14 protein-coding genes are annotated in these 18,662 nt (G+C 63.5%); 9 read left to right on the top strand and 5 right to left on the bottom strand.

Annotated features, from left to right (window positions below):
- Positions 1 to 193 precede the first annotated feature (193 nt).
- Both ACFQ3C_RS02200 and ACFQ3C_RS02195 read left to right on the top strand, forming a co-directional pair.
- Complete coding sequence (locus ACFQ3C_RS02200; RefSeq protein WP_380788790.1) at positions 194 to 1,744, top strand: winged helix-turn-helix domain-containing tetratricopeptide repeat protein; 1,551 nt, start codon at positions 194 to 196, stop codon at positions 1,742 to 1,744.
- Between the two features lie 199 nt (positions 1,745 to 1,943).
- Positions 1,944 to 2,360 carry a c-type cytochrome gene (locus ACFQ3C_RS02195; RefSeq protein WP_380788789.1) on the top strand — a complete coding sequence of 139 codons (417 nt, stop codon included), beginning with the start codon at positions 1,944 to 1,946 and terminating at the stop codon, positions 2,358 to 2,360.
- 456 nt (positions 2,361 to 2,816) lie between these two features.
- Here ACFQ3C_RS02195 and ACFQ3C_RS02190 read toward each other — a convergent pair whose 3' ends face one another.
- Positions 2,817 to 4,616, bottom strand: a complete 1,800-nt coding sequence (locus ACFQ3C_RS02190) for an ABC transporter ATP-binding protein (RefSeq protein WP_380788788.1) — start codon at positions 4,614 to 4,616, stop codon at positions 2,817 to 2,819.
- A gap of 249 nt (positions 4,617 to 4,865) precedes the next feature.
- Between ACFQ3C_RS02190 and ACFQ3C_RS02185 the strand changes: the two genes are divergently transcribed.
- Complete coding sequence (locus ACFQ3C_RS02185; protein WP_380788787.1) at positions 4,866 to 5,870, top strand: hypothetical protein; 1,005 nt, start codon at positions 4,866 to 4,868, stop codon at positions 5,868 to 5,870.
- 75 nt (positions 5,871 to 5,945) lie between these two features.
- On the opposite strand, the gene ACFQ3C_RS02180 is transcribed toward ACFQ3C_RS02185, so the two are convergent.
- Positions 5,946 to 6,359, bottom strand: a complete 414-nt coding sequence (locus tag ACFQ3C_RS02180; RefSeq protein WP_380788786.1) for a VOC family protein — start codon at positions 6,357 to 6,359, stop codon at positions 5,946 to 5,948.
- A 113-nt stretch (positions 6,360 to 6,472) separates the two neighbouring features.
- Between ACFQ3C_RS02180 and ACFQ3C_RS02175 the strand changes: the two genes are divergently transcribed.
- Positions 6,473 to 7,765: an O-acetylhomoserine aminocarboxypropyltransferase/cysteine synthase family protein gene (locus tag ACFQ3C_RS02175; RefSeq protein WP_380788785.1), complete on the top strand. Its 1,293-nt coding sequence runs from the start codon at positions 6,473 to 6,475 to the stop codon at positions 7,763 to 7,765.
- A gap of 119 nt (positions 7,766 to 7,884) precedes the next feature.
- On the opposite strand, the gene ACFQ3C_RS02170 is transcribed toward ACFQ3C_RS02175, so the two are convergent.
- Entirely contained in the window at positions 7,885 to 8,652 is a 768-nt protein-coding gene (locus ACFQ3C_RS02170) for an SIMPL domain-containing protein (protein WP_380788784.1), read from the bottom strand.
- 198 nt (positions 8,653 to 8,850) lie between these two features.
- Here ACFQ3C_RS02170 and ACFQ3C_RS02165 point away from each other — a divergent pair, with 198 nt between their 5' ends.
- Both ACFQ3C_RS02165 and ACFQ3C_RS02160 read left to right on the top strand, forming a co-directional pair.
- Complete coding sequence (locus ACFQ3C_RS02165) at positions 8,851 to 11,475, top strand: hypothetical protein (RefSeq protein WP_380788783.1); 2,625 nt, start codon at positions 8,851 to 8,853, stop codon at positions 11,473 to 11,475.
- Positions 11,476 to 11,761: 286 nt separating this feature from the next.
- Positions 11,762 to 12,769 carry a hypothetical protein gene (locus ACFQ3C_RS02160; protein ID WP_380788782.1) on the top strand — a complete coding sequence of 336 codons (1,008 nt, stop codon included), beginning with the start codon at positions 11,762 to 11,764 and terminating at the stop codon, positions 12,767 to 12,769.
- 373 nt (positions 12,770 to 13,142) lie between these two features.
- Here ACFQ3C_RS02160 and hppD read toward each other — a convergent pair whose 3' ends face one another.
- Positions 13,143 to 14,237: a 4-hydroxyphenylpyruvate dioxygenase gene (gene hppD, locus ACFQ3C_RS02155; RefSeq protein WP_380788781.1), complete on the bottom strand. Its 1,095-nt coding sequence runs from the start codon at positions 14,235 to 14,237 to the stop codon at positions 13,143 to 13,145.
- A 145-nt stretch (positions 14,238 to 14,382) separates the two neighbouring features.
- On the opposite strand from hppD, the gene ACFQ3C_RS02150 reads away from it, so the two are divergent.
- The gene (locus ACFQ3C_RS02150; RefSeq protein WP_380788780.1) at positions 14,383 to 14,838 is read left to right on the top strand and encodes an Lrp/AsnC family transcriptional regulator; all 456 of its coding nucleotides are present in this window, start codon (positions 14,383 to 14,385) and stop codon (positions 14,836 to 14,838) included.
- Positions 14,839 to 14,859: 21 nt separating this feature from the next.
- A complete protein-coding gene (locus ACFQ3C_RS02145; protein ID WP_380788779.1) occupies positions 14,860 to 16,737 on the top strand; it encodes a monovalent cation:proton antiporter-2 (CPA2) family protein in 1,878 nt (625 codons plus the stop codon).
- A 9-nt stretch (positions 16,738 to 16,746) separates the two neighbouring features.
- Here the strand turns inward: ACFQ3C_RS02145 and cobT are convergent, their stop codons facing one another.
- Positions 16,747 to 17,763 (bottom strand): nicotinate-nucleotide--dimethylbenzimidazole phosphoribosyltransferase, encoded by a 1,017-nt coding sequence (gene cobT, locus ACFQ3C_RS02140; protein ID WP_380788778.1) that lies wholly within the window; start codon positions 17,761 to 17,763, stop codon positions 16,747 to 16,749.
- Between the two features lie 79 nt (positions 17,764 to 17,842).
- Here cobT and cobS point away from each other — a divergent pair, with 79 nt between their 5' ends.
- Positions 17,843 to 18,604, top strand: a complete 762-nt coding sequence (gene cobS / locus ACFQ3C_RS02135; protein ID WP_380788777.1) for an adenosylcobinamide-GDP ribazoletransferase — start codon at positions 17,843 to 17,845, stop codon at positions 18,602 to 18,604.
- The last annotated feature ends 58 nt before the right edge of the window (positions 18,605 to 18,662 follow it).

Raw genomic sequence — 18,662 nt, 5'->3', positions numbered from 1 at the left:
TTGCAGTGATCGTACTCGGGTGGTGCGGACAGCATGGGCCTGATCTTGATCACGTCGATGCCGGCCCCGCTGCGTGGGACAGGACCCGCCCGAACCGGAGGGTCCCGACAATCTGGGCCGCCCGCCCGCCGGGTGCTTGAAGCGTTCCTGAAGATTTCCTGTAGAAATCCCCGAATTTGAGGTATCTTGCCGCATGGCGTGGGAATTCGGCGAATACCGGCTTGATCCGGAGCGTTTCGAACTGCTTCGAAAGGGCATGGTCGTGCATGCAGAACCGCAGGTTCTGGCGCTGATCATCCATCTTGTGCGGCACCATGACAGAATGGTCGGCAAGGACGAGATCGCAAAGGTGATCTGGCCGGACCGCATCGTGACGGATGCCAGCATATCCAGCCGGATACGGTCCGCGCGCAAGGCGCTTGGCGATGACGGTGAAAGGCAGGCGGTGATCCGCACGATCCACGGCAAGGGGTTCCGCTTCGTGGCCGAGATCACCGAAACCCTCGCCGCGCGGCCAGCCAGCGCCCCGGCCCCGACCGGCCCAAGCAATGCCGACCTGTCGCGCGTATCGGTCGCGGTGCTGCCGTTTCAGCCCCTTGGCACCTCGCCCGACCTTGCCGTGCTGGCCGAGGCCGTCCCGCATGAGATCATCCAGGCGCTGTCGCGGCTGCGCTGGCTGGCCGTGATCGCGCGGGGGTCTTCGTTTCGCTTCAGGCAGAGCGGCCCTGATCTTGATCTTGTCGGCACGGCCCTGGGGGCGGGCTATGTTCTGACCGGCATGATCGAAGGGATGGCCGGCTCGGTCGTTGTTGTTGTCGAACTGGTCGATGCCAGCCGGGGCGAGGTGATCTGGGGCGATCGCCTGACCGCGCCGATGGACGGGATCGAGGATCTGCGCCAAAGGGTCGTCGCGCATGTTGTGACAGCGCTTGACCTGACCGTCCCGCAGCATGAGGCGCGTCTGGCCGGGGTCACGGGCTTCGACCGTCTGGATGCCTGGAAGAACTTTCACCTTGGGTTAAGCCAGTTGTACCGGTTCACACCGGCGGCAAACCGGCTGGCGGCGGCGCATTTCGAACAGGCGATCGCGCTTGATCCGCGGTTTGCCCGCGCCCATGCCGGCCTGTCCTTCACCAGTTTTCTGGATGCTTTCCTGCACCTCACTCCGGATGACGCCGCAGCGGCCCGGCAGGCCAGGTATCATGCGGAACGCGGGCTTGAACTGGATCCGCAGGACCCGTTCACCCATTACACGATGGGCCGGTCCTATTGGCTGACGGCCGAGCCCGAGATCGCGGATGGATGGTTCAACCGCGCGATCGAACTCAATCCCAACTACGCGCAGGGGTTTTATGCCAGCGCCTTCACGGCCATGCTGAACGGGGATATCGCCAAGGTCGATGCCGGTCTGGATTCAGCGATCCATCTCAGCCCGCTGGATCCGTTGCTTTACGGGATCCATGGCGTGCGCGCACAGGCGCTGATCCAGTCGGGCGACCTGCGGGGGGCGGCCCGCTGGGGCGACCGCGCCGCATCGACGCCGGGGGCGCATTACCTGATTTCGATGATCGCCGCTGTCGCCAACGGGCTTGACGGACGGCATCAACAGGCCGCGCGGTGGCGACAGGATGTGCGACGGCGCAAAGCGGACGCATCCGCCCATCAGTATTTCGCGGCCTTTCCGATCCGCGACGAAGCGGCCCGCCGCCTGATCGCCGAAGAACTGACGCGCCAGGGGTTCTGATCGCCTGATCCCCCGATCCTCCGCCCCCCGTTCACGGCTGCGGCGGTTTGTGGGCCGCATTGACCCTGCATTGATATGGATCAACGCCAGAAACCACCGGCGCGTCTTATTATATTCAGGTTTCGGCAGGCATTCTGCGAAACGAAAGACAGTATTGGTACAGATATTTTTTTCTGACTCTGATCCAGGGAGAGAGAAAATGAACATGAAGGCAATCCTTGCAATCGCTGCCATCGGCATTTCGGCAGGCGCGGCGCAGGCGGATGAATCCGCACTCGTGCTGGGCAGATCAGCCTATGGCGCGCTGTGCACCGTGTGTCACGGCGATGATGCGAAAGGCACCGGGTCGGTCGCGGAACTCTTCGCGGTCAAACCACCTGACCTGACGACACTGACCAAACGCGCCGGCGGAGAATTCCCGTTCTCGGATGTCTACCAGGTGATCATGCTCGGGATGGACGCACCGGGGCACGGCACCTCGGAAATGCCGATCTGGGGCGACTATTTCATGACTGACGCCCTGGAAGATCGCGGCGTCAACAAGACCGATGCGATGTATATCGCGGCCGGTCGGGCGCTGTCGGTCACCTATTACCTGGAATCGCTTCAGCAATAGCATCGCAGCTGTCGGCCATGCTTTCCGCAGGCATGTAAGCGCGGATTTCTGACGAATTCCGCGCCTGCACGCCTTCGCGTCGCAAGAAATCGCACCAGCGCGCGTCACGCCTGCGCCTGTGGCGAAGGGTCAAGCATTTGCCGTCGCTGACAGTGCCCGCAACGGGCCTTGCCTCTCGGTGTTGAGGCATCAAGGATCGGCGGTCTATTGCTATGGCTTCGGTACATCTGTCGACCTTCGCAACGATGGGTCCGCCTGTCTTGATCACGGGTGCGGGCACGGAGTCGCTTGCGCCGCCACGTCATTTGCCCAGCACCCCGACCACAGCCTTTGATGGCGTGGCGCTGGAACGGACGGGACACAGAAAGCGCTCAACCGGGGCTTTTTTTCAGACGCGGCAGGCGTTGCCTGCAGTCGGGATGCGACCTGGGTTCTTTTGATCCGGCAGACAGCGGCTCAACTGCCGGTCATGGCCTGCCCGCCGCCGAACTGCACATCATGCAGCGCCTTGAAGCGACCGCCCCTGGCCAGCAGCTCTTCCACGCTGCCCTGCTCAAGGATCTGTCCCGCCTCGACATAGCAGATGCAATCCGCGTTCATCACCGTGGACAGCCGGTGCGCGATCACGATGGTTGTCACACCTTCGGTGATCCGGGCCAGCGCGTCGCGCACCAGAACCTCCGAATGGCTGTCCAGCGCGCTTGTCGCCTCGTCCAGCAGCAGGATCGGCGCGCGGCGCAGCACGGCACGCGCAATGGACAGCCGCTGACGCTGCCCGCCGGACAGGAAGGACCCGTTCTCACCGATCTGGGTCTGGTAGCCATTGGGCAGCTTCTCGATGAACTCATGGGCATGGGCGATCTTCGCGGCCTCGATCACCTCGTCCTCGGTGGCGTCGGGCCGCGCCAGGCGCAGGTTGTCCATCACGGTCGCGGAAAACAGGAACGTGTCCTGCCCCACAAAGGCGATCTTGCTACGCAAAGAGGCGAATGTCGCCTTGGCGATATCCTGCCCGTCGATCAGCACGCGCCCCGTGTCGGGATCGTAAAGCCGCAGGATCAGGTTCAGCAGCGTCGACTTGCCCCCGCCCGAGGGGCCGACAAGGGCCGTGGTCTTGCCGGCGGGAAAATCGGCGGTCACGCCGTTCACCACGGCGGTCTGTTCGTTATAGGCGAAATGCACATCTTCAAGCCGCACGGCGCCGGGTCCATCCTTCAGCTGCACCGCTGCGGGATCCTCGACCATGGTCATCGGCTGGTCCAGCAGGTCATACATCATCTTGATCCCGACCATGCTGCTTTCGATGATCACCCGCATCCGCGACAGCCGCTTGGCAGGCTCGTAAGCCATCAGGAAGGCCGTGACGAAAGACATCAACTGCCCCGGCGTGCCGGGGGCCTGACCGAAGATGTTGACCGCGCTCAGGATCACGATGGACGCGATCGCAAGCCCGGTGATCACATCCAGCAGCGGCATGGTGGCGGCTTCCAGCTGCACCATGCGGTTGGCCCGCTTTTCCACTTCGCGCACGGCGGTGTTCATGCGTCCGGCCATCCGCGGCTCCAGCCCGAAAGCCTTGACCACACGTGCGCCGGTCGAGGTTTCCTGAACCACCTTGATGATCTCGCCCAGGCCCGCCATTTCCTGCGCCATGATCGCGCGCACACTTTTCAGGATCTTCTGCAGGCCGAAAAGGGCCGCAGGCCCCACGATCAGGCTGACCATCGACAGGAACGGTTGCTGGTAGAACATCACCGCCACCAGACCGATCAGTGTCAGAAGGTCCCGGATGAAACCGGTCACGATCGTATCAATCGCCCGCCGCGCCGCCTGGGCGCTTTGCGTCACCTTCAACAGCAGGTCCGAGGATTCGTTGGTATTGAAGAAGGCAACGCCCTGCATCAGCATGCGCTGGTAGAGCTGCATCTGTTTCTGCGCCACGATCCGGTTGCCCGCCCGTGCCATCAGAACGGCCTGCGCGTAAAAGGCGATGCCCTTGAAGGCAAAGATCAGCGCGACACCCAAGCCCACCATCAGCACGCGGCGGCGATCCTCGGGGGTGTTCAGCGTATCGATGATCTCGCCCATCATCCAGGCCGACAGCGCGGTCGAAGCCGCAACCATGATCATCGCACCCACGGCCGCCAGGTATTTCCAGCGGTGTTCGTGGAAACTTTCCAGCAACAATCGCAGAAGCAGCCTGTCGGCAGGCAAGGTTTCCAGCAGGCGTTCGGTCCAGGGTTTCTTCTGTGTCATGCGTCCGTTACCGATATGCGTCGGTCCTGTCGTGCTTGCGGTCCCACCTAGCAGCTTGGGCCGAGGGGGTCGATACGTAACTTGCCCGACCATCCTCGAACGCCCAGACTGCCCCCGCCTTTCGCTACCTGTTCATCGCGACGCTGTAATGCAAGACCGACACTTCGTCACAACTATCGCCTTCCCTCTTCTGCCCCGGCCAGAACCCGCCTATAGTCGGGCGCAACAGGCAGTAGTGGGCAGACGAGTATGGCGAAACGGGCGAAAAAATCCCAACCTTTCAACATCCTCATCGTGGCCCAACGCGGACGGTTGCAATATGAGGCCCTGCTGTTCGCGGCAAGCCTGCGCCACAGCAACCCCGATTTCGCGGGCCGGCTGATTGTCGCCGTGCCGCAACCCGGCCCCCTGTGGCCCGCCGATCCTGCGGTGACCGACCCCGAGGTACTGTCCCTTCTGGCAGAGTTCGGCGCCCAGGTCGTGCCCTTCCAGAGCCGTCATTTCGGCGCGCCCTACCCCTATGGCAACAAGATCGAGGCGCTTTTCGCCCTGCCCGAGGGCGAACCTTTCGTGTTCTTCGACACCGACACGCTGATCACCGGCGATCTTAGCGATGTCCCCTTCGATTTCGACCGTCCCACCGCCTCATTGCGCTGCGAGGGCACCTGGCCACAGATCGAACTCTATGGTCCCGGCTACACGGCGATCTGGAAATCGCTCTATGACCGCTTCGGGCTGGATTTCGAAAGCTCGCTCGATCTGGCGCAGCCTGACGAGTATTGGCGCAAATACCTCTATTTCAACGCGGGCTTCTTCTTCTACCGATGCCCGCATGTCTTCGGGCAGAGGTTTCTGGACATTGCGCTGTCGATCCGCGACACGCCGCCGCCCGAACTGGTCTGCCAATCCCTTGATCCATGGCTGGACCAGGTGGCGCTGCCGCTGGTGATCCACGGCCTTGGCGGCGGGCGTGACACGCTGCCCGCAGGGCTGCTGGATGGGTCGGTCAGCTGCCATTACCGGCTGCTGCCGATGCTCTATGCGCGCGAAAGCGACGCGGTGGTGCAGGTGCTGGAAACGGTCAGCGCCCCCAACCGCGTCAAGCGCGTGTTGAAGGAATACGAGCCCGCCAAACGGATGATCTATCAGGGACGCGGGCAGAAGGTGCGCGATCTGTTCGACCGCAACGCCCTGCCGCGCCGCGAACAGATGATCCGCAACCAGATCAAGAAAGCCGGTTTCTGGATGCGCTGAGGCGCGCCGCCCGCGGGATGCGGGATGCGCGCCCGGATCACGTGCCCTGCATGGGCTTGACCACGCAACCTGTTGTCAGGACGCGAAAATACCTGTGGTATCGGCGAAACCCTTGACCTCGATCGGGTTGCCCGACAGGTCGCGGAAGAACATCGTCCATTGCTCGCCCGGCTGACCCTCGAAGCGCACGGAGGGCGGGATCACGAAATCCACGCCCGCATCTTCCAGCCGCTTGGCCAGAACCTTCCAGTCCGCCAGCCCCAGCACGATCCCGAAATGCGGCATCGGCACCATGTGATCGCCGACCTTGCCGGTATTGGCGGTCGCAAAAGGCGTGCCCCTGTGCAGGCTCAGCTGATGGCCGAAGAAATCGAAATCCACCCATGTGTCGGTGCTGCGCCCCTCTTCCGCCCCCATGATGCCGGAATAGAATTCCCGTGCCGCATCAAGATCGTGAACATGAATCGCAAGATGGAAAACCGAACGCATCCTTTGTCCTTTCCGGGTCGCTGCCCGCCTGTTGCCACGCGCTGCCATGTTGTGATGCGGCGCGCGTTGTCCTACTGATGTGCGCAATTCATTATAAACGGGAGGAGAGTTCAATGACAGATACACCCAGCTACGGTTTCGACACGCTGCAAATCCATGCCGGCAGCCGTCCCGACCCCGCCACCGGCGCGCGCCAGACGCCGATCTACCAGACCACCGCCTATGTGTTCCGCGACGCCGATCATGCCGCGGCCCTCTTCAACCTGCAGGAGGTGGGCTATATCTACTCGCGCCTGACCAACCCCACCGTGGCCGTGCTGCAGGAACGCATTGCCACGCTCGAGGGTGGCGTCGGCGCGGTCTGCTGCTCTTCGGGGCACGCGGCGCAGATCATGGCGCTTTTCCCGCTGATGGCGCCGGGGCGCAACATCGTGGCCTCGACCCGTCTTTACGGCGGCACCGTCACCCAGTTCAGCCAGACCATCAAACGCTTCGGCTGGTCCGCCAAATTCGTCGATTTCGACGATCTGGACGCGGTCAAGGCCGCCATTGACGATGACACGCGCGCCGTCTTCTGCGAGGCGATCGCCAACCCCGGCGGCTATATCACCGATCTGGACGCGATCAGCGCGATCTCGGACGCCGCAGGCGTGCCGCTGATCGTCGACAACACCTCGGCCACGCCCTATCTCTGCCGCCCGATCGACCATGGCGCCACGCTGGTCGTGCATTCCACCACGAAATACCTGACCGGCAACGGCACCGTCACCGGCGGCGCGGTGGTCGATAGCGGCCGCTTCGACTGGTCGGCCTCGGACAAGTTCCCCTCCCTCTCGGCGCCCGAGCCCGCCTATCACGGCCTCAAGTTCCACGAGACCTTCGGCCCGCTGGCCTTCACCTTCCACGGCATCGCCATCGGCCTGCGGGATCTGGGCATGACGATGAACCCGCAAGCGGCGCATTACACGCTTATGGGGATCGAAACCCTCAGCCTGCGCATGCAGCGCCATGTGGAAAACGCCGTGACCGTCGCAAGCTGGCTCGAAACCCATCCGGCGGTGGATTACGTGACCTATGCGGGACTGCCCTCCTCGCCCTATAACGACCGCGTCGCGCGGATCTGCCCCAAGGGTGCGGGCGGCCTCTTCACCGTGGCGCTGAAAGGCGGCTATGCAGCCTGCGTCAAGTTCGTCGACAGCCTTGATCTGTTCAGCCATGTCGCCAACCTCGGTGACACGCGCAGCCTTGTGATCCACTCCGCCTCGACCACGCACCGGCAGCTGTCCGAGGCGCAGCAGGTCGCCGCTGGCGCAGGCCCCAACGTGGTCCGCATCTCCATCGGGATCGAAGATGCACAGGACCTGATCACCGATCTGGATCAGGCGCTGAAAAAAGCCTCGGCCTGATACACAGGACGTCAAACAGCAAAAGGGGGGCACCGCGCCCCCCTTCTTCTTGCCGAAAATATCCCGGGGGGCGTTCAACGCAGTTGAACCTGGGGGGCAGAGCCCCCGCCCGTCCGCTGCTATTCCAGCGCAAAGACCATCTGGACCGAAGCGGCAATCCCCACCTCGCCCGCGGCGATCGGCACCGCATCCGACCGCATCGCGGCCATTTCCATCATCTGCGGACGCGGCACGCCGCCGCCGGTTTCGGACAGGCTCAGAACCGGGCCAAGCGTCACGCCGGCAGCTTCGGCAAACAGCGCGGCCTTGCGCCTTGCATCGGCCACGGCAAGGCGGCGGGCCTCGTCCATGGCGCTTTCGGGATCCTGAAGGCCGAAGCTGACCCCATCAAGGCGGTTGGCCCCGTCCGAGACAAGCGCATCCAGCACCGTTCCCAGCGCATCCAGGTCGCGCAGGCGCAGGCTGACGATATTGCTGGCCTCGAAACCCCAGGGCTGTAGCTGCTCCTCCCCACTCCGGCGGTCACGCCAGACCGGGGTCAGTGACAGGCCCGCGGTCTGCATGTCCCGCGCGGCGACACCCAGCTCCTGCAGCCGGGCCAGCATCGCCGCCACCGCATCCGAGGTCAGGCGCAGCGCCTCGGCCGCAACCTCGCCCTGATGCGTCACACCGATCCGCACCATGGCCATGTCGGGCGCCAGGTCGACACGGCCGGTGCCGCCGATACTCAGGGTGCGGGGCGCCTCGGCAGGGCTGGCAGCCTGGGCCATGGCGGCCCCGGCCGGAAACTGGCGTGTCTCGCCTGCGGATCCCCCGCCCAGCGGGGCAAACATCAGCGCGGTCAGCGCGCAGCCTGCCAGGAACATCGGTTTGGCCATCAGTCTCATCGGTCATCCTTTCACGTCACGCAATCTACGCAGGCCATCCGGCCAGACGATCAGCTTGCACCAGTCAAAACGCGTAACCAAGGGGGCGCTGCTCTCCTCAAGGGTGTTTTTCTTCCCCTCGGCAAGAAGCTGCTGTAAAACTGCGACATGACCGGCGGGGACTCCCTGTCGCTGATCCGGAATGATAGTCAGGCGTGAATGAAACCTAATTTTGCACTTGTCCTGTCCTTTGATGGCATCGGGCTGCTTCACCGCGCCGCGGGCGGTTGGCACATGGTCGGGGAAGTGGCGCTGGACACCGCCGACCTGGCAGCAGAGCTGGCTGTCCTGCGGCGCACGGCCGTGCAACTGGACAACGAGGGCCTGCGCAGCAAACTGGTCATTCCGAATGAACAGATCCGCTATCTGACCCTGCCGGCACCAGCGCGGGGCACGGATATGGCGGCCCATGTCGCGGCCTCCCTGGACGGGACCACACCCTATGACGTGTCCGACCTGCGGTTCGACTGGGTCAGTGTGGGCGACCAGCTGCACATCGCGGCCGTTGCCCTGGAAACACTGGACGAGGCGTCAGGCTTTGCCGCCGAACACGGGTTTGCCCCGGTCAGCTATGTGGCCCTGCCCCCCGCCGATACCTTTCCGGGAGAGCCGTTCTTCGGTCAGACGGCACAGGCCGCCGCACTGATCGCCCCCGGCGACAGGCTGCTGCGCGACACCAACGCGATCCGCATCCTGGGGCCGGCGGACCTGCCGACCGCCCCGGAACTGCCCGCCCAGGAACCGGATGAGGAACCGGATGAGCTTCCGGATGAGGCACAGGCTGAAACACCGGATGAGGCACCGCACGAGGAACCGGGCGAGGCACTTGCGGACACCCCCGAGGAGACACTCGCGGAAACACCAGGCGCGCAGGAGCTTCCCACCGCGGCGATCACGGCTGACGCAGCGATCCCGGGCGACGATCCCCTGCCCCCGCAGGATGCGGATGAAAAGGCCGAACCTTCTGCCGAGGCCGAACCTTCTGCCACGGTCACCGCGACCACGCAGCAAGACACCCCGCCCGACGATGCGCCATCCCGCCCCGTGTTTTCCACCCGGCGCGAGCGTGACGATCCGCCCCTGACGGCAAGAAAACCCATCGTGGCAGAGCTTCCTCCGCTGCCCGCATCCGGCGATCTGGCGGATAGCCCGGACATCGCAAGCAGCGACGCGGCGCCGCAAGGCGCGCACCCCGATCCTGTAGGCCCCGACCCCACGCTGACGCCCGCACCCTTCATTTCCCCGCCCGCGCCCGCGCCAGAGGAGACACGCGACGACCCGGCGGGGCTCACCGGCGCGCTTCTGGCGCGTCTGGCCGGAACCGCGCAGCCCTCGGCCGATGACCAACCCGCCCCGAAAAGCCGCAAGAAAGCAGCGCGGACAAAGGTCAAACCCACACAGAGCGAGCGGCAAAGACTGACCATCTTCGGCGCGCGCGCGCCCGAATCCGACGCATCCGCCATCCGTGCCAAACCCCGCTTGCTGGGTCTGGTGATGACCGGCGTGCTGCTGTTGTTCATGGCGGCCGTGGGCGCATGGTCTGCGATGTTCGGCGAAAACGGGTTGGGCGGTCTGTTCGGGCAAAGCCAGCCACAGATCGCCAGCCAGGACCAGACCCCGGAGGCGACAGCGGACACAAGCTTGCCAACCGATCCGGTGGCGCAAGGCACGCGGCAGGACACGGCGGATGCTTTGCCGGGCACCGAAACCGCGGCTGTCCCCGATGACGCCGCCTCACCCACACCGCTGCCGACAGGCGACCTGCCATCGGACCTTGCCCAACTGCCGCAGCCTTCCCCGCAAGAGGCCGCGCAGGCCGCACTGTCCTCCTATGCCGCCACGGGCATCTGGCAGATCGCGCCCGCCCAGCCCGAGGCGCCGGTCTCGCATTCGCTGGATACGCTTTACCTCGCCTCGATCGACAGCAGCCTGCAGAACCTTGATGCCGTGGCCCTGCCCGATATCAGCCGCGCCCTCAGCGATGTCCGCCCCGAGGCGCAATCAAACCCCGCGGCCCCCGGCACGCAGTTCGATCTGGACGACCGCGGGCTGGTGATCGCCACACCCGAAGGCGCCGAAACCCCCGAAGGTGTCATCGTCTATGCCGGACGCCCGGCGCTGACGCCCCCGGGCATGCCGACACGGTTTGCACAGACACCCCAGGCGGATGCACAGCCCGAACCGGATCTGGCCGCGGTGCGCCCGCGGCTGCGCCCGGACACCCTGATCGAAAGCAACGAACGCGCCACGCTTGGCGGTCTCAGCCGCAGCGAACTGGCCGGTGTGCGCCCGCGGGCACGCCCCGAAACCCTGGCCGCCGTGGCCCTTGCCCTGCGCGCAGCAGATGACGCCGAGGCGGATGCGGACGAGGCAGACGCCCAGGACACCGGCACCGATCAGGCCATCGCCACCTCGCTCAAGCCGCTGGCCCGCCCGCGCGATCTGACCACGAATACTGACAGCGCGGGATCGTCGCGACAGCAGGTCGCATCAGCCGCCGCACTGGCGCCGCAGCGCAACGCGGCGCCGCAAATCCCGTCATCCGCCTCGGTCGCGCAACAGGCGACAGTGCGGGGCGCGATCAACCTGCGACAGGTCAACCTGATCGGCGTCTACGGCCAGCCCTCCAACCGCCGCGCGCTGGTGCGCCTGTCCAACGGCCGCTACCAGAAAGTCCAGGTCGGAGACCGCCTCGACGGAGGCCAGGTCCGCGCAATCGGCGAAAACGAGCTGAGCTACGTCAAGAACAACCGCGCGATTGTGCTGACCATGCCGAACGGGTGAATGGGGGGGGAAGCAAACGGCCCATAGCGGCCGGTCAGCCTCTAGCGCGAGATTTCCGATAGCTGCCATGCAGGCGCGGAGCAGTATCTGAAAGCTGTCAGGCCCTTGATCGCCCTCGCTATCAATCTGAAATCGCTCTTTCCTGCGGGCCTGTGCGCGCTGGGAGCCGGCTACCATTAATGTTCAGACGAAGTAAACACATGTGATGAAGTGGCCGCGGTTGCTGCTTGCAGTATTTTGAACTACTGGTTCCAATGTTACTCTAAGAGTGAGACTGGAACTTTACATGTCGACCAAAAGAATTTTAGTCCCTGATTTCTCAACAGGTAATAGAATAATGGAGTTCAACCACGAGCTTATGGAGTGCGAAAGCGCCATTCTCGACTTCTCGGGAATAGGATTCGCAAAGCCCGCTGGTATGGTTTTGCTTTCCCAGATCATCCGAAACTCAGTTAAGGCAGGCAAGATATCAGGATTTGAAGGAGCTTCTCCATATGGATATCCAGCGAATGTCGGTTTCTTTGATGGCTGTCTTTTAAATGTTCCCAAACATGAAGCGGCGGGCGGGGAAACCTATCTCCCGCTACAATGTGTTGATCTGGAAGAATGGAAGATAAGCGCCGTTAAAGGCAATATTCCATTCGGCGAGCTAGCAAATCAAAAGGTTGGCCGGATGGCGTATTTAATTTCACGTCAGGCTCGCGGTGATCTTTTTGATCTTATTAAGTATTGTTTGCGAGAAATTGTTAGGAACGCAATGGAACATGGGGATGGAAAAGAAATGTGGCTTTCTGGCCAGTACTGGCCGGGCAACAACGAAGTTGAGTTATGTATATTTGATAACGGGATCGGCATACGATCATCTCTTGCAAAGAATGAGAAATTCTCAAAGGTTGCGAGCGACCTTGATGCCATCCGGTTAGCCATATTGCCGAGTATCTCTGGAAATAGAGCTTATGGTAGCGCGGACGAAATCGACGCCGAAGACGGCGCAGGACAGTGGAGTAACTCTGGCTTCGGTCTGTACGTTACAAGTCAACTTTCGAAGAACTGCGGGTACTTTGTAATAGGATCCGGAGACGGCTACCAACAGTTAAGCGGCGTTGAGAGCAAAAAAGGCTTTTTCGGGTTGTCAGGAACGTATATTGCGATGCACTTCAATGTGGCGGAGCTAGGTCGAACTGCCGCAAGAGTTGATGAGGTAGTCAAGATTGGAGAAAGCTTCGCAAAGCGACACTTCGCATCTGGCGCGGAAGTTCTGGCCTCTGCAGCTTCCAAGATTTTGATCCAGTAGATTTTAATTGCAGACAGAGTATACTGACATTTCTTGATGTAAAAGTCTCCGTGACTTACCTTTTCGACGTTTTGAAGTCGCAATGCGGTTATTTGTTTCCTAAGAACTGAGACGGTTCAAAGGTGATATGGTGTATGGCGCTTTTGCCTTTTCTAAGAATGCTATGATGTACGGACAAAGTCGGCTAACCGTCCTTTACGTTTGCCCCTCACACCACAACCCCACACCCCCAACCCCCTAACAAACCGTAAACACCCCCGCCCAACCCATTGATATCATTGGCCTCGGAAAATGTCCCATCATGGGACGCACCCCCAGGACAGCAAAACGCCCCCGGCGATGCGGGGGCGTGGGGGTCCGTCCGGGGGCCGGGTTACTCGGCCGCGATCTCTCCGCTGTCGATCTGTTCCTGTTCGATCGACTCGAACAGCGCCTTGAAGTTCCCCTCGCCGAAGCCGTCGTCGCCCTTGCGCTGGATGAACTCGAAGAAGATCGGCCCGATCACCGTCTTGGAAAAGATCTGCAGCAGGATCTTCGTCTCGCCCCCGTCCACCACGCCTTCCCCGTCGATCAGGATGCCGTGCCTGGCCATCCGCTCCAGCGGCTCGGCGTGGCCCTGCACACGTGTCTTGCTCAGCTCGTAATAGGCCGCCGGTGGCGCCGGCATGAAGCGGATGCCGCGATCATAGATCTCGTCCGTCGCGTCATACAGACGCTCGGTCCCCACCGCGATATGCTGGATCCCCTCGCCCTTGTACTTCTTGAGATAGGACACGATCTGCCCCGTCTCGCCCCGATCCTCGTTGATCGGAATGCGGATGCGCCCGCAAGGCGAGGTCAGCGCGCGGCTGAACAGGCCCGTATACTTGCCCTCGATATCGAAGAACCGGATCTCGTGGAAATTGAAGATGGAACTGTAGAAGCCGAACCACTTGTCCATATTGCCCTTGTAGACATTGTGGGTCAGGTGATCGAGGTAGTAGAACCCCACGCCCTCCGGCTTGGACTGGGTCAGCCAGTCGAATTCGCGGTTATAGGGGCTGGTGTCGTGATACTGGTCGATGAAATAGATCAGCGACCCGCCGATGCCCACGATCGCAGGCACGTCCAGCGTCTTGTCCGCACCTGTGTATTCTTCCGCCCCCTTGGACACCGCATGGGCCAGCGCCTTTTGTGCATCCACCACGCGCCAACCCATCGACGGCGCGCAGGGCCCGTGTTCCTCGACAAAGCGCGTGGCCATCGAACCGGGCTCGGCGTTCAGGATATAGGTGATATCGCCCTGCTGCCACAGCTCGATATCCTTGGTCTTGTGCCGACCTGTCAGCGTATAGCCCATCTTGCCGAACAGATCGCGCAACTCCTCCGGGTTCGGATGGGCGAATTCCACGAATTCGAACCCGTCGGTGCCGGCCGGGTTCTGGGCCGAGATGGTGGCTTGCGGGGCGTCGTGGGGGAAAGGTCCCATTGCGATATCTCCTGTTGGCTGTCCTCTTGCGCTGGCGTCATCATACACGCAAGCAAACCGCATATTCGCGCATTTTGCGGCTGATAATTTTAGATAACCGCGCTAGAATGGCGAAAATTCAAGAGATCATGCGGGAAATACGCATATGCTGGATGAGACTGACAAGCGCCTGCTGGCCGCGCTGCAGAAAAACGCGCATCTGACCGCGCAGGAACTGGGCGAGGCGCTGAACCTGTCGCCAAGCCAGGCCGGACGGCGGCGTCAGCGGCTTGAGGCCGAGGGCATCATCACCGCCTATGCCGCGAAACTGGACCCGACCCGCCTTGGCCTGCGCGTACAGGCCTTCGTTCAGGTGCAACTGGCCACCCACGGCCCCGAACAGTCGCGCAGCTTTGCCCGGCTGGTGGCGACCCAGCCCGCGATCATTTCGGCATGGACGCTGACAGGCGATGCGGATTACCTCTTGCGTGTCTATTGCGATGACCTGCCCGCGCTGAACCGATTGATCCACGAGGTGCTTCTGCCCCATCCCGCCGTGGCGCGCGTGCAAAGCCAGATCGTGATGGACCAGTTCAAACAGGACGCGCCCCTGCCCACCTGAGACACAGCCCAAGGAGCGACGATGGAAAATTTCCTCTACCAGGCCTCGATCTACCTGGCTGCCGCCGTGATCGCCGTGCCGATCGCGGCGCGCCTGGGCCTTGGGTCGGTGCTGGGGTACCTTGCCGCGGGGATCATGATAGGTCCTGTTCTGGGCCTTGTGGGCACGGAAACCCAGGATCTGCAGCATTTCGCCGAATTCGGCGTGGTGATGATGCTGTTCCTGATCGGGCTGGAGCTGGAGCCGCGCGCGCTATGGGACATGCGCCACAAGCTGCTGGGGATGGGCGGCGCGCAGGTCGGCCTGACCACGGCGGCGGTGATGGCGGCGGCCATGGCCTTTGGCCTGGATTGGAGCACGGGCCTGGCCGTGGGGCTGGTCCTGGCGCTGTCCTCGACCGCGATCGTGTTGCAGACCCTGTCGGAAAAGGGGCTGATGCAGACCGGCGGCGGGCGATCCGCCTTTTCGGTGCTGCTGACGCAGGATATCGCGGTGATCCCGATGCTGGCGCTGATGCCGCTGCTGGCGATGCCGCTCTTGGCGCGCGTCGGCCCCAATGGCGAGGTGCTGCGCCCCTCGCAGATCGAGGATCACGGCCATTCCATGTCGCTGGTCGAGGGCCTGCCCGGCTGGGGCGTCACGCTGGTGACGCTGGGGGCGGTGGCGCTGGTCATCCTTGCGGGGGTCTACCTGATCCGGCCGCTGTTCCGCTTCATCCACCATGTCCACCTGCGCGAGATGTACACGGCGCTGGCGCTGCTGATCGTGCTGGGCATCGGCTTTCTGATGATGCTGGTGGGCCTGTCGCCCGCGCTTGGCACCTTCCTGGCCGGCGTGGTGCTGGCCAACAGCGAATTCCGCCATGAGCTGGAAAGCGATATCGAGCCCTTCAAGGGCCTGTTGCTGGGCCTGTTCTTCATCACCGTGGGGGCCGGCATCAATTTCACGATGCTGTTTGCCGAACCGCTGCTGCTGATCGGCATGACATTGGGGCTGATGCTGCTGAAGGGGGTCATCCTTTACGGGCTGGGCCGCGCCTTCAAGCTGACGGGCCGCGATCAGTGGCTGTTCACCCTGTCGCTGGCGCAGGCGGGGGAATTCGGCTTTGTGCTGCTGTCGTTTTCCGTGCAGCAGAACGTCCTGCCGCCGCATCTGGCAGACCAGTTGCTGCTGGTTGTGGCGCTGTCGATGCTGATCACGCCGCTTCTGTTCATCCTTTACGATCTGCTGTCGCGCCGCCTGACGGAGGGGCCGGATGCAACGCCGGAGGACGAGATCACCGAAAAGGGCGCGGTGATCATCGCGGGCATCGGCCGCTTCGGGCAGATCGTCAACCGCCTGGTACAGGCCAGCGGGTTCAAGACCGTGGTGCTGGATCATGACATGGCCACGATCCAGTTGATGCGCCGCTTCGGCTTTCGCGGGTTCTTTGGCGATCCGACAAGGCCCGAACTGCTGCATGCCGCGGGCCTCGACAAGGCCCATGTGCTGGTGGTGGCGCTGGATGATCCCGCCGCCGCCATCCGGCTGGTGACCTATGCGCGCCAGCAGCGCCCCGATCTGCACATCATCGCGCGCGCCCGGGATCGCACCCATGTGTTCCAGCTGTTCCAGGCGGGTGCCAATGACATCGTGCGCGAGCTGTTTGACAGCTCGCTGCGCGCGGGCCGCTACGTGCTGGAGAACATGGGCCTGACCGAATACGAGGCCGCGCAGGCCGAAACGGTGTTCTACCACCATGACCGCGACGCCCTGCGCCAGCTTGCCGAACTCTGGGACCCAAGCCTGCCCGCCGAACAGAACGCAGCCTATATCAAGCGCGCACGCGAGCTGAACAAGGAACTCGAGGTGCAGCTTCTGGCCCGGATGGAACAGGACCGGCCCGCCGAGGCGGGCTGATCGCCGCATCTAGCCTTCGGATACGCCTGCTTCGGCAAAGGTGGCCATGCCCGAATGGCAGGCAACCGCGCCCTTGATCACGCCGATCGCCAGCGCCGCACCCGATCCCTCGCCCAGCCGGAGGCCAAGCGACAGGATCGGCGCCTTTCCCAGATGCGCCAGCAGGGGCGCATGGCCGGATTCGGCACTGACATGCGCGGCCAGGCAATGATCCAGCGCGCCGGGTTTTGCCGCATCGAGAGAGGCGGCGGCGGCGGTGCAGATAAACCCGTCCAGCAGCACCGGGATACGCAGATGCCGCGCGCGCAGGATCGCCCCCGCCATCGCGGCCAGTTCGCGCCCGCCAAGACAGCGCAAGGCCTCGATCCCGTCAGCGCGTGCCTGGGCATGCAGGGCGACCCCTTCGGCCACGACCTGCGCCTTGAGGGCAAGCCCCGCATCATCCACGCCAGTGCCGCGCCCGACCCAATCGGCAGGCACACCGCCACAGATCGCATGGGCCAGCGCCGCGGCGGAGGTGGTGTTGCCGATCCCCATCTCGCCCGTGACCAGAAGGTCAGACGCCGGATCGACCGCATCCCAGCCGGTTTGCAGGGCCTCCAGCAACTCTGCCTCGGTCATTGCGGGTTGAATCGTGAAATCGGCGGTAGGCAGTTCCAGCGACAGCGCATGCACATCCATCCGCGCGCCAAAGCAGCGCGCCAACTGGTTGATCGCAGCCCCGCCCGCGCGGAAATTCAGCACCATCTGTTCGGTCACAGCCGCCGGAAAGGCCGACACACCCCGCGCCGTCACCCCGTGATTGCCCGCAAAGACAATCACTTGCGGTGCGTCCACATGGGGCCGGTCGGTGCCCTGCCAGCCTGCCATCCAGATCGCCAGATCCTCAAGCCGGCCCAGGGCGCCAGGGGGTTTGGTCAATTGGCCGTTGCGCGCCATGGCCGCCTGAACCGCGGCTGCATCAGGGTCCGGCAGATCCCGCAGGATAGCGCGAAAACTGTCGAGGGTGGGAAGGCTCTGGGTCATGCGCTCACTCATTGAACAGGGGTGCGATCCCGTGTTTAACCGAAGCACCCCCAAGAGCAAGACAGCGAAAGACCCATTGATGCCACAGCACGACACCCCCCTGGCCCGGCCCGGCGATATCGCGGCAGGCTTCACGCTGCTGACGCGGCTTCCGGTGCGCGCATCCGACGCCGCCCTGGCGCGCGGCGCGGCGGCGGCCTGGGCCTGGCCGGTGGTGGGCGCGCTGCTTGGCGGCATCGCAGGTCTGGCGGCGCTGCTGGCCATGTCCCTGGGCTTGCCCGCGCCGCTGGCGGCGGGGCTGTGCCTTGGGCTGATGGCAATGATGACCGGCGCGATGCACGAGGACGGTCTGGCCGACACGGTTGACGGGTTCTGGGGCGGCTGGACCCGCGAACGGCGGCTTGAAATCATGAAAGACAGCCATATCGGCAGCTATGGCGTGATCGCGCTGATCCTGTCGCTGGGCCTTCGCTGGCTGGCGCTGAGCCTGCTGTTCGAAACCGGGCTGGCCCTGCCCGCCCTGATCGCGGCCGGGGCCCTGTCGCGCGCGGTGATGCCCGCGCTGATGCATGCCTTGCCCCCGGCCCGCGACGGCGGTCTGTCGCGTTCGGTCGGGCGCGTTTCCTTCGACACGGCGGTTCTGGCGGTCGCCGTGGCGATGGTTCTGGCCTTGCTGGCGCTGGGTCTTGCGGCCCTTCCCCTGGTGCTGGCGGTCACGGTTGCCGGGTGGGGCATCGGGGCGCTGGCCCGCGCCAAGATCGGCGGACAAACCGGCGACATCCTGGGCGCAGCCCAGCAAATGGCCGAGATTTCACTGCTGCTATTGCTCGCAAGCTTCTGAGACAAAAGAAAAACCGCGCCCCGAGGGACGCGGTTTCATTCCTGTCGAAGCTCTGCGA

The sequence above is a fragment of the Seohaeicola saemankumensis genome (assembly GCF_042678485.1).
In the GTDB taxonomy this organism is placed as follows: domain Bacteria; phylum Pseudomonadota; class Alphaproteobacteria; order Rhodobacterales; family Rhodobacteraceae; genus Seohaeicola; species Seohaeicola saemankumensis.
Note: the sequence above shows the minus strand (reverse complement) of the source record. Positions and strands in the feature narration are given on the sequence as shown.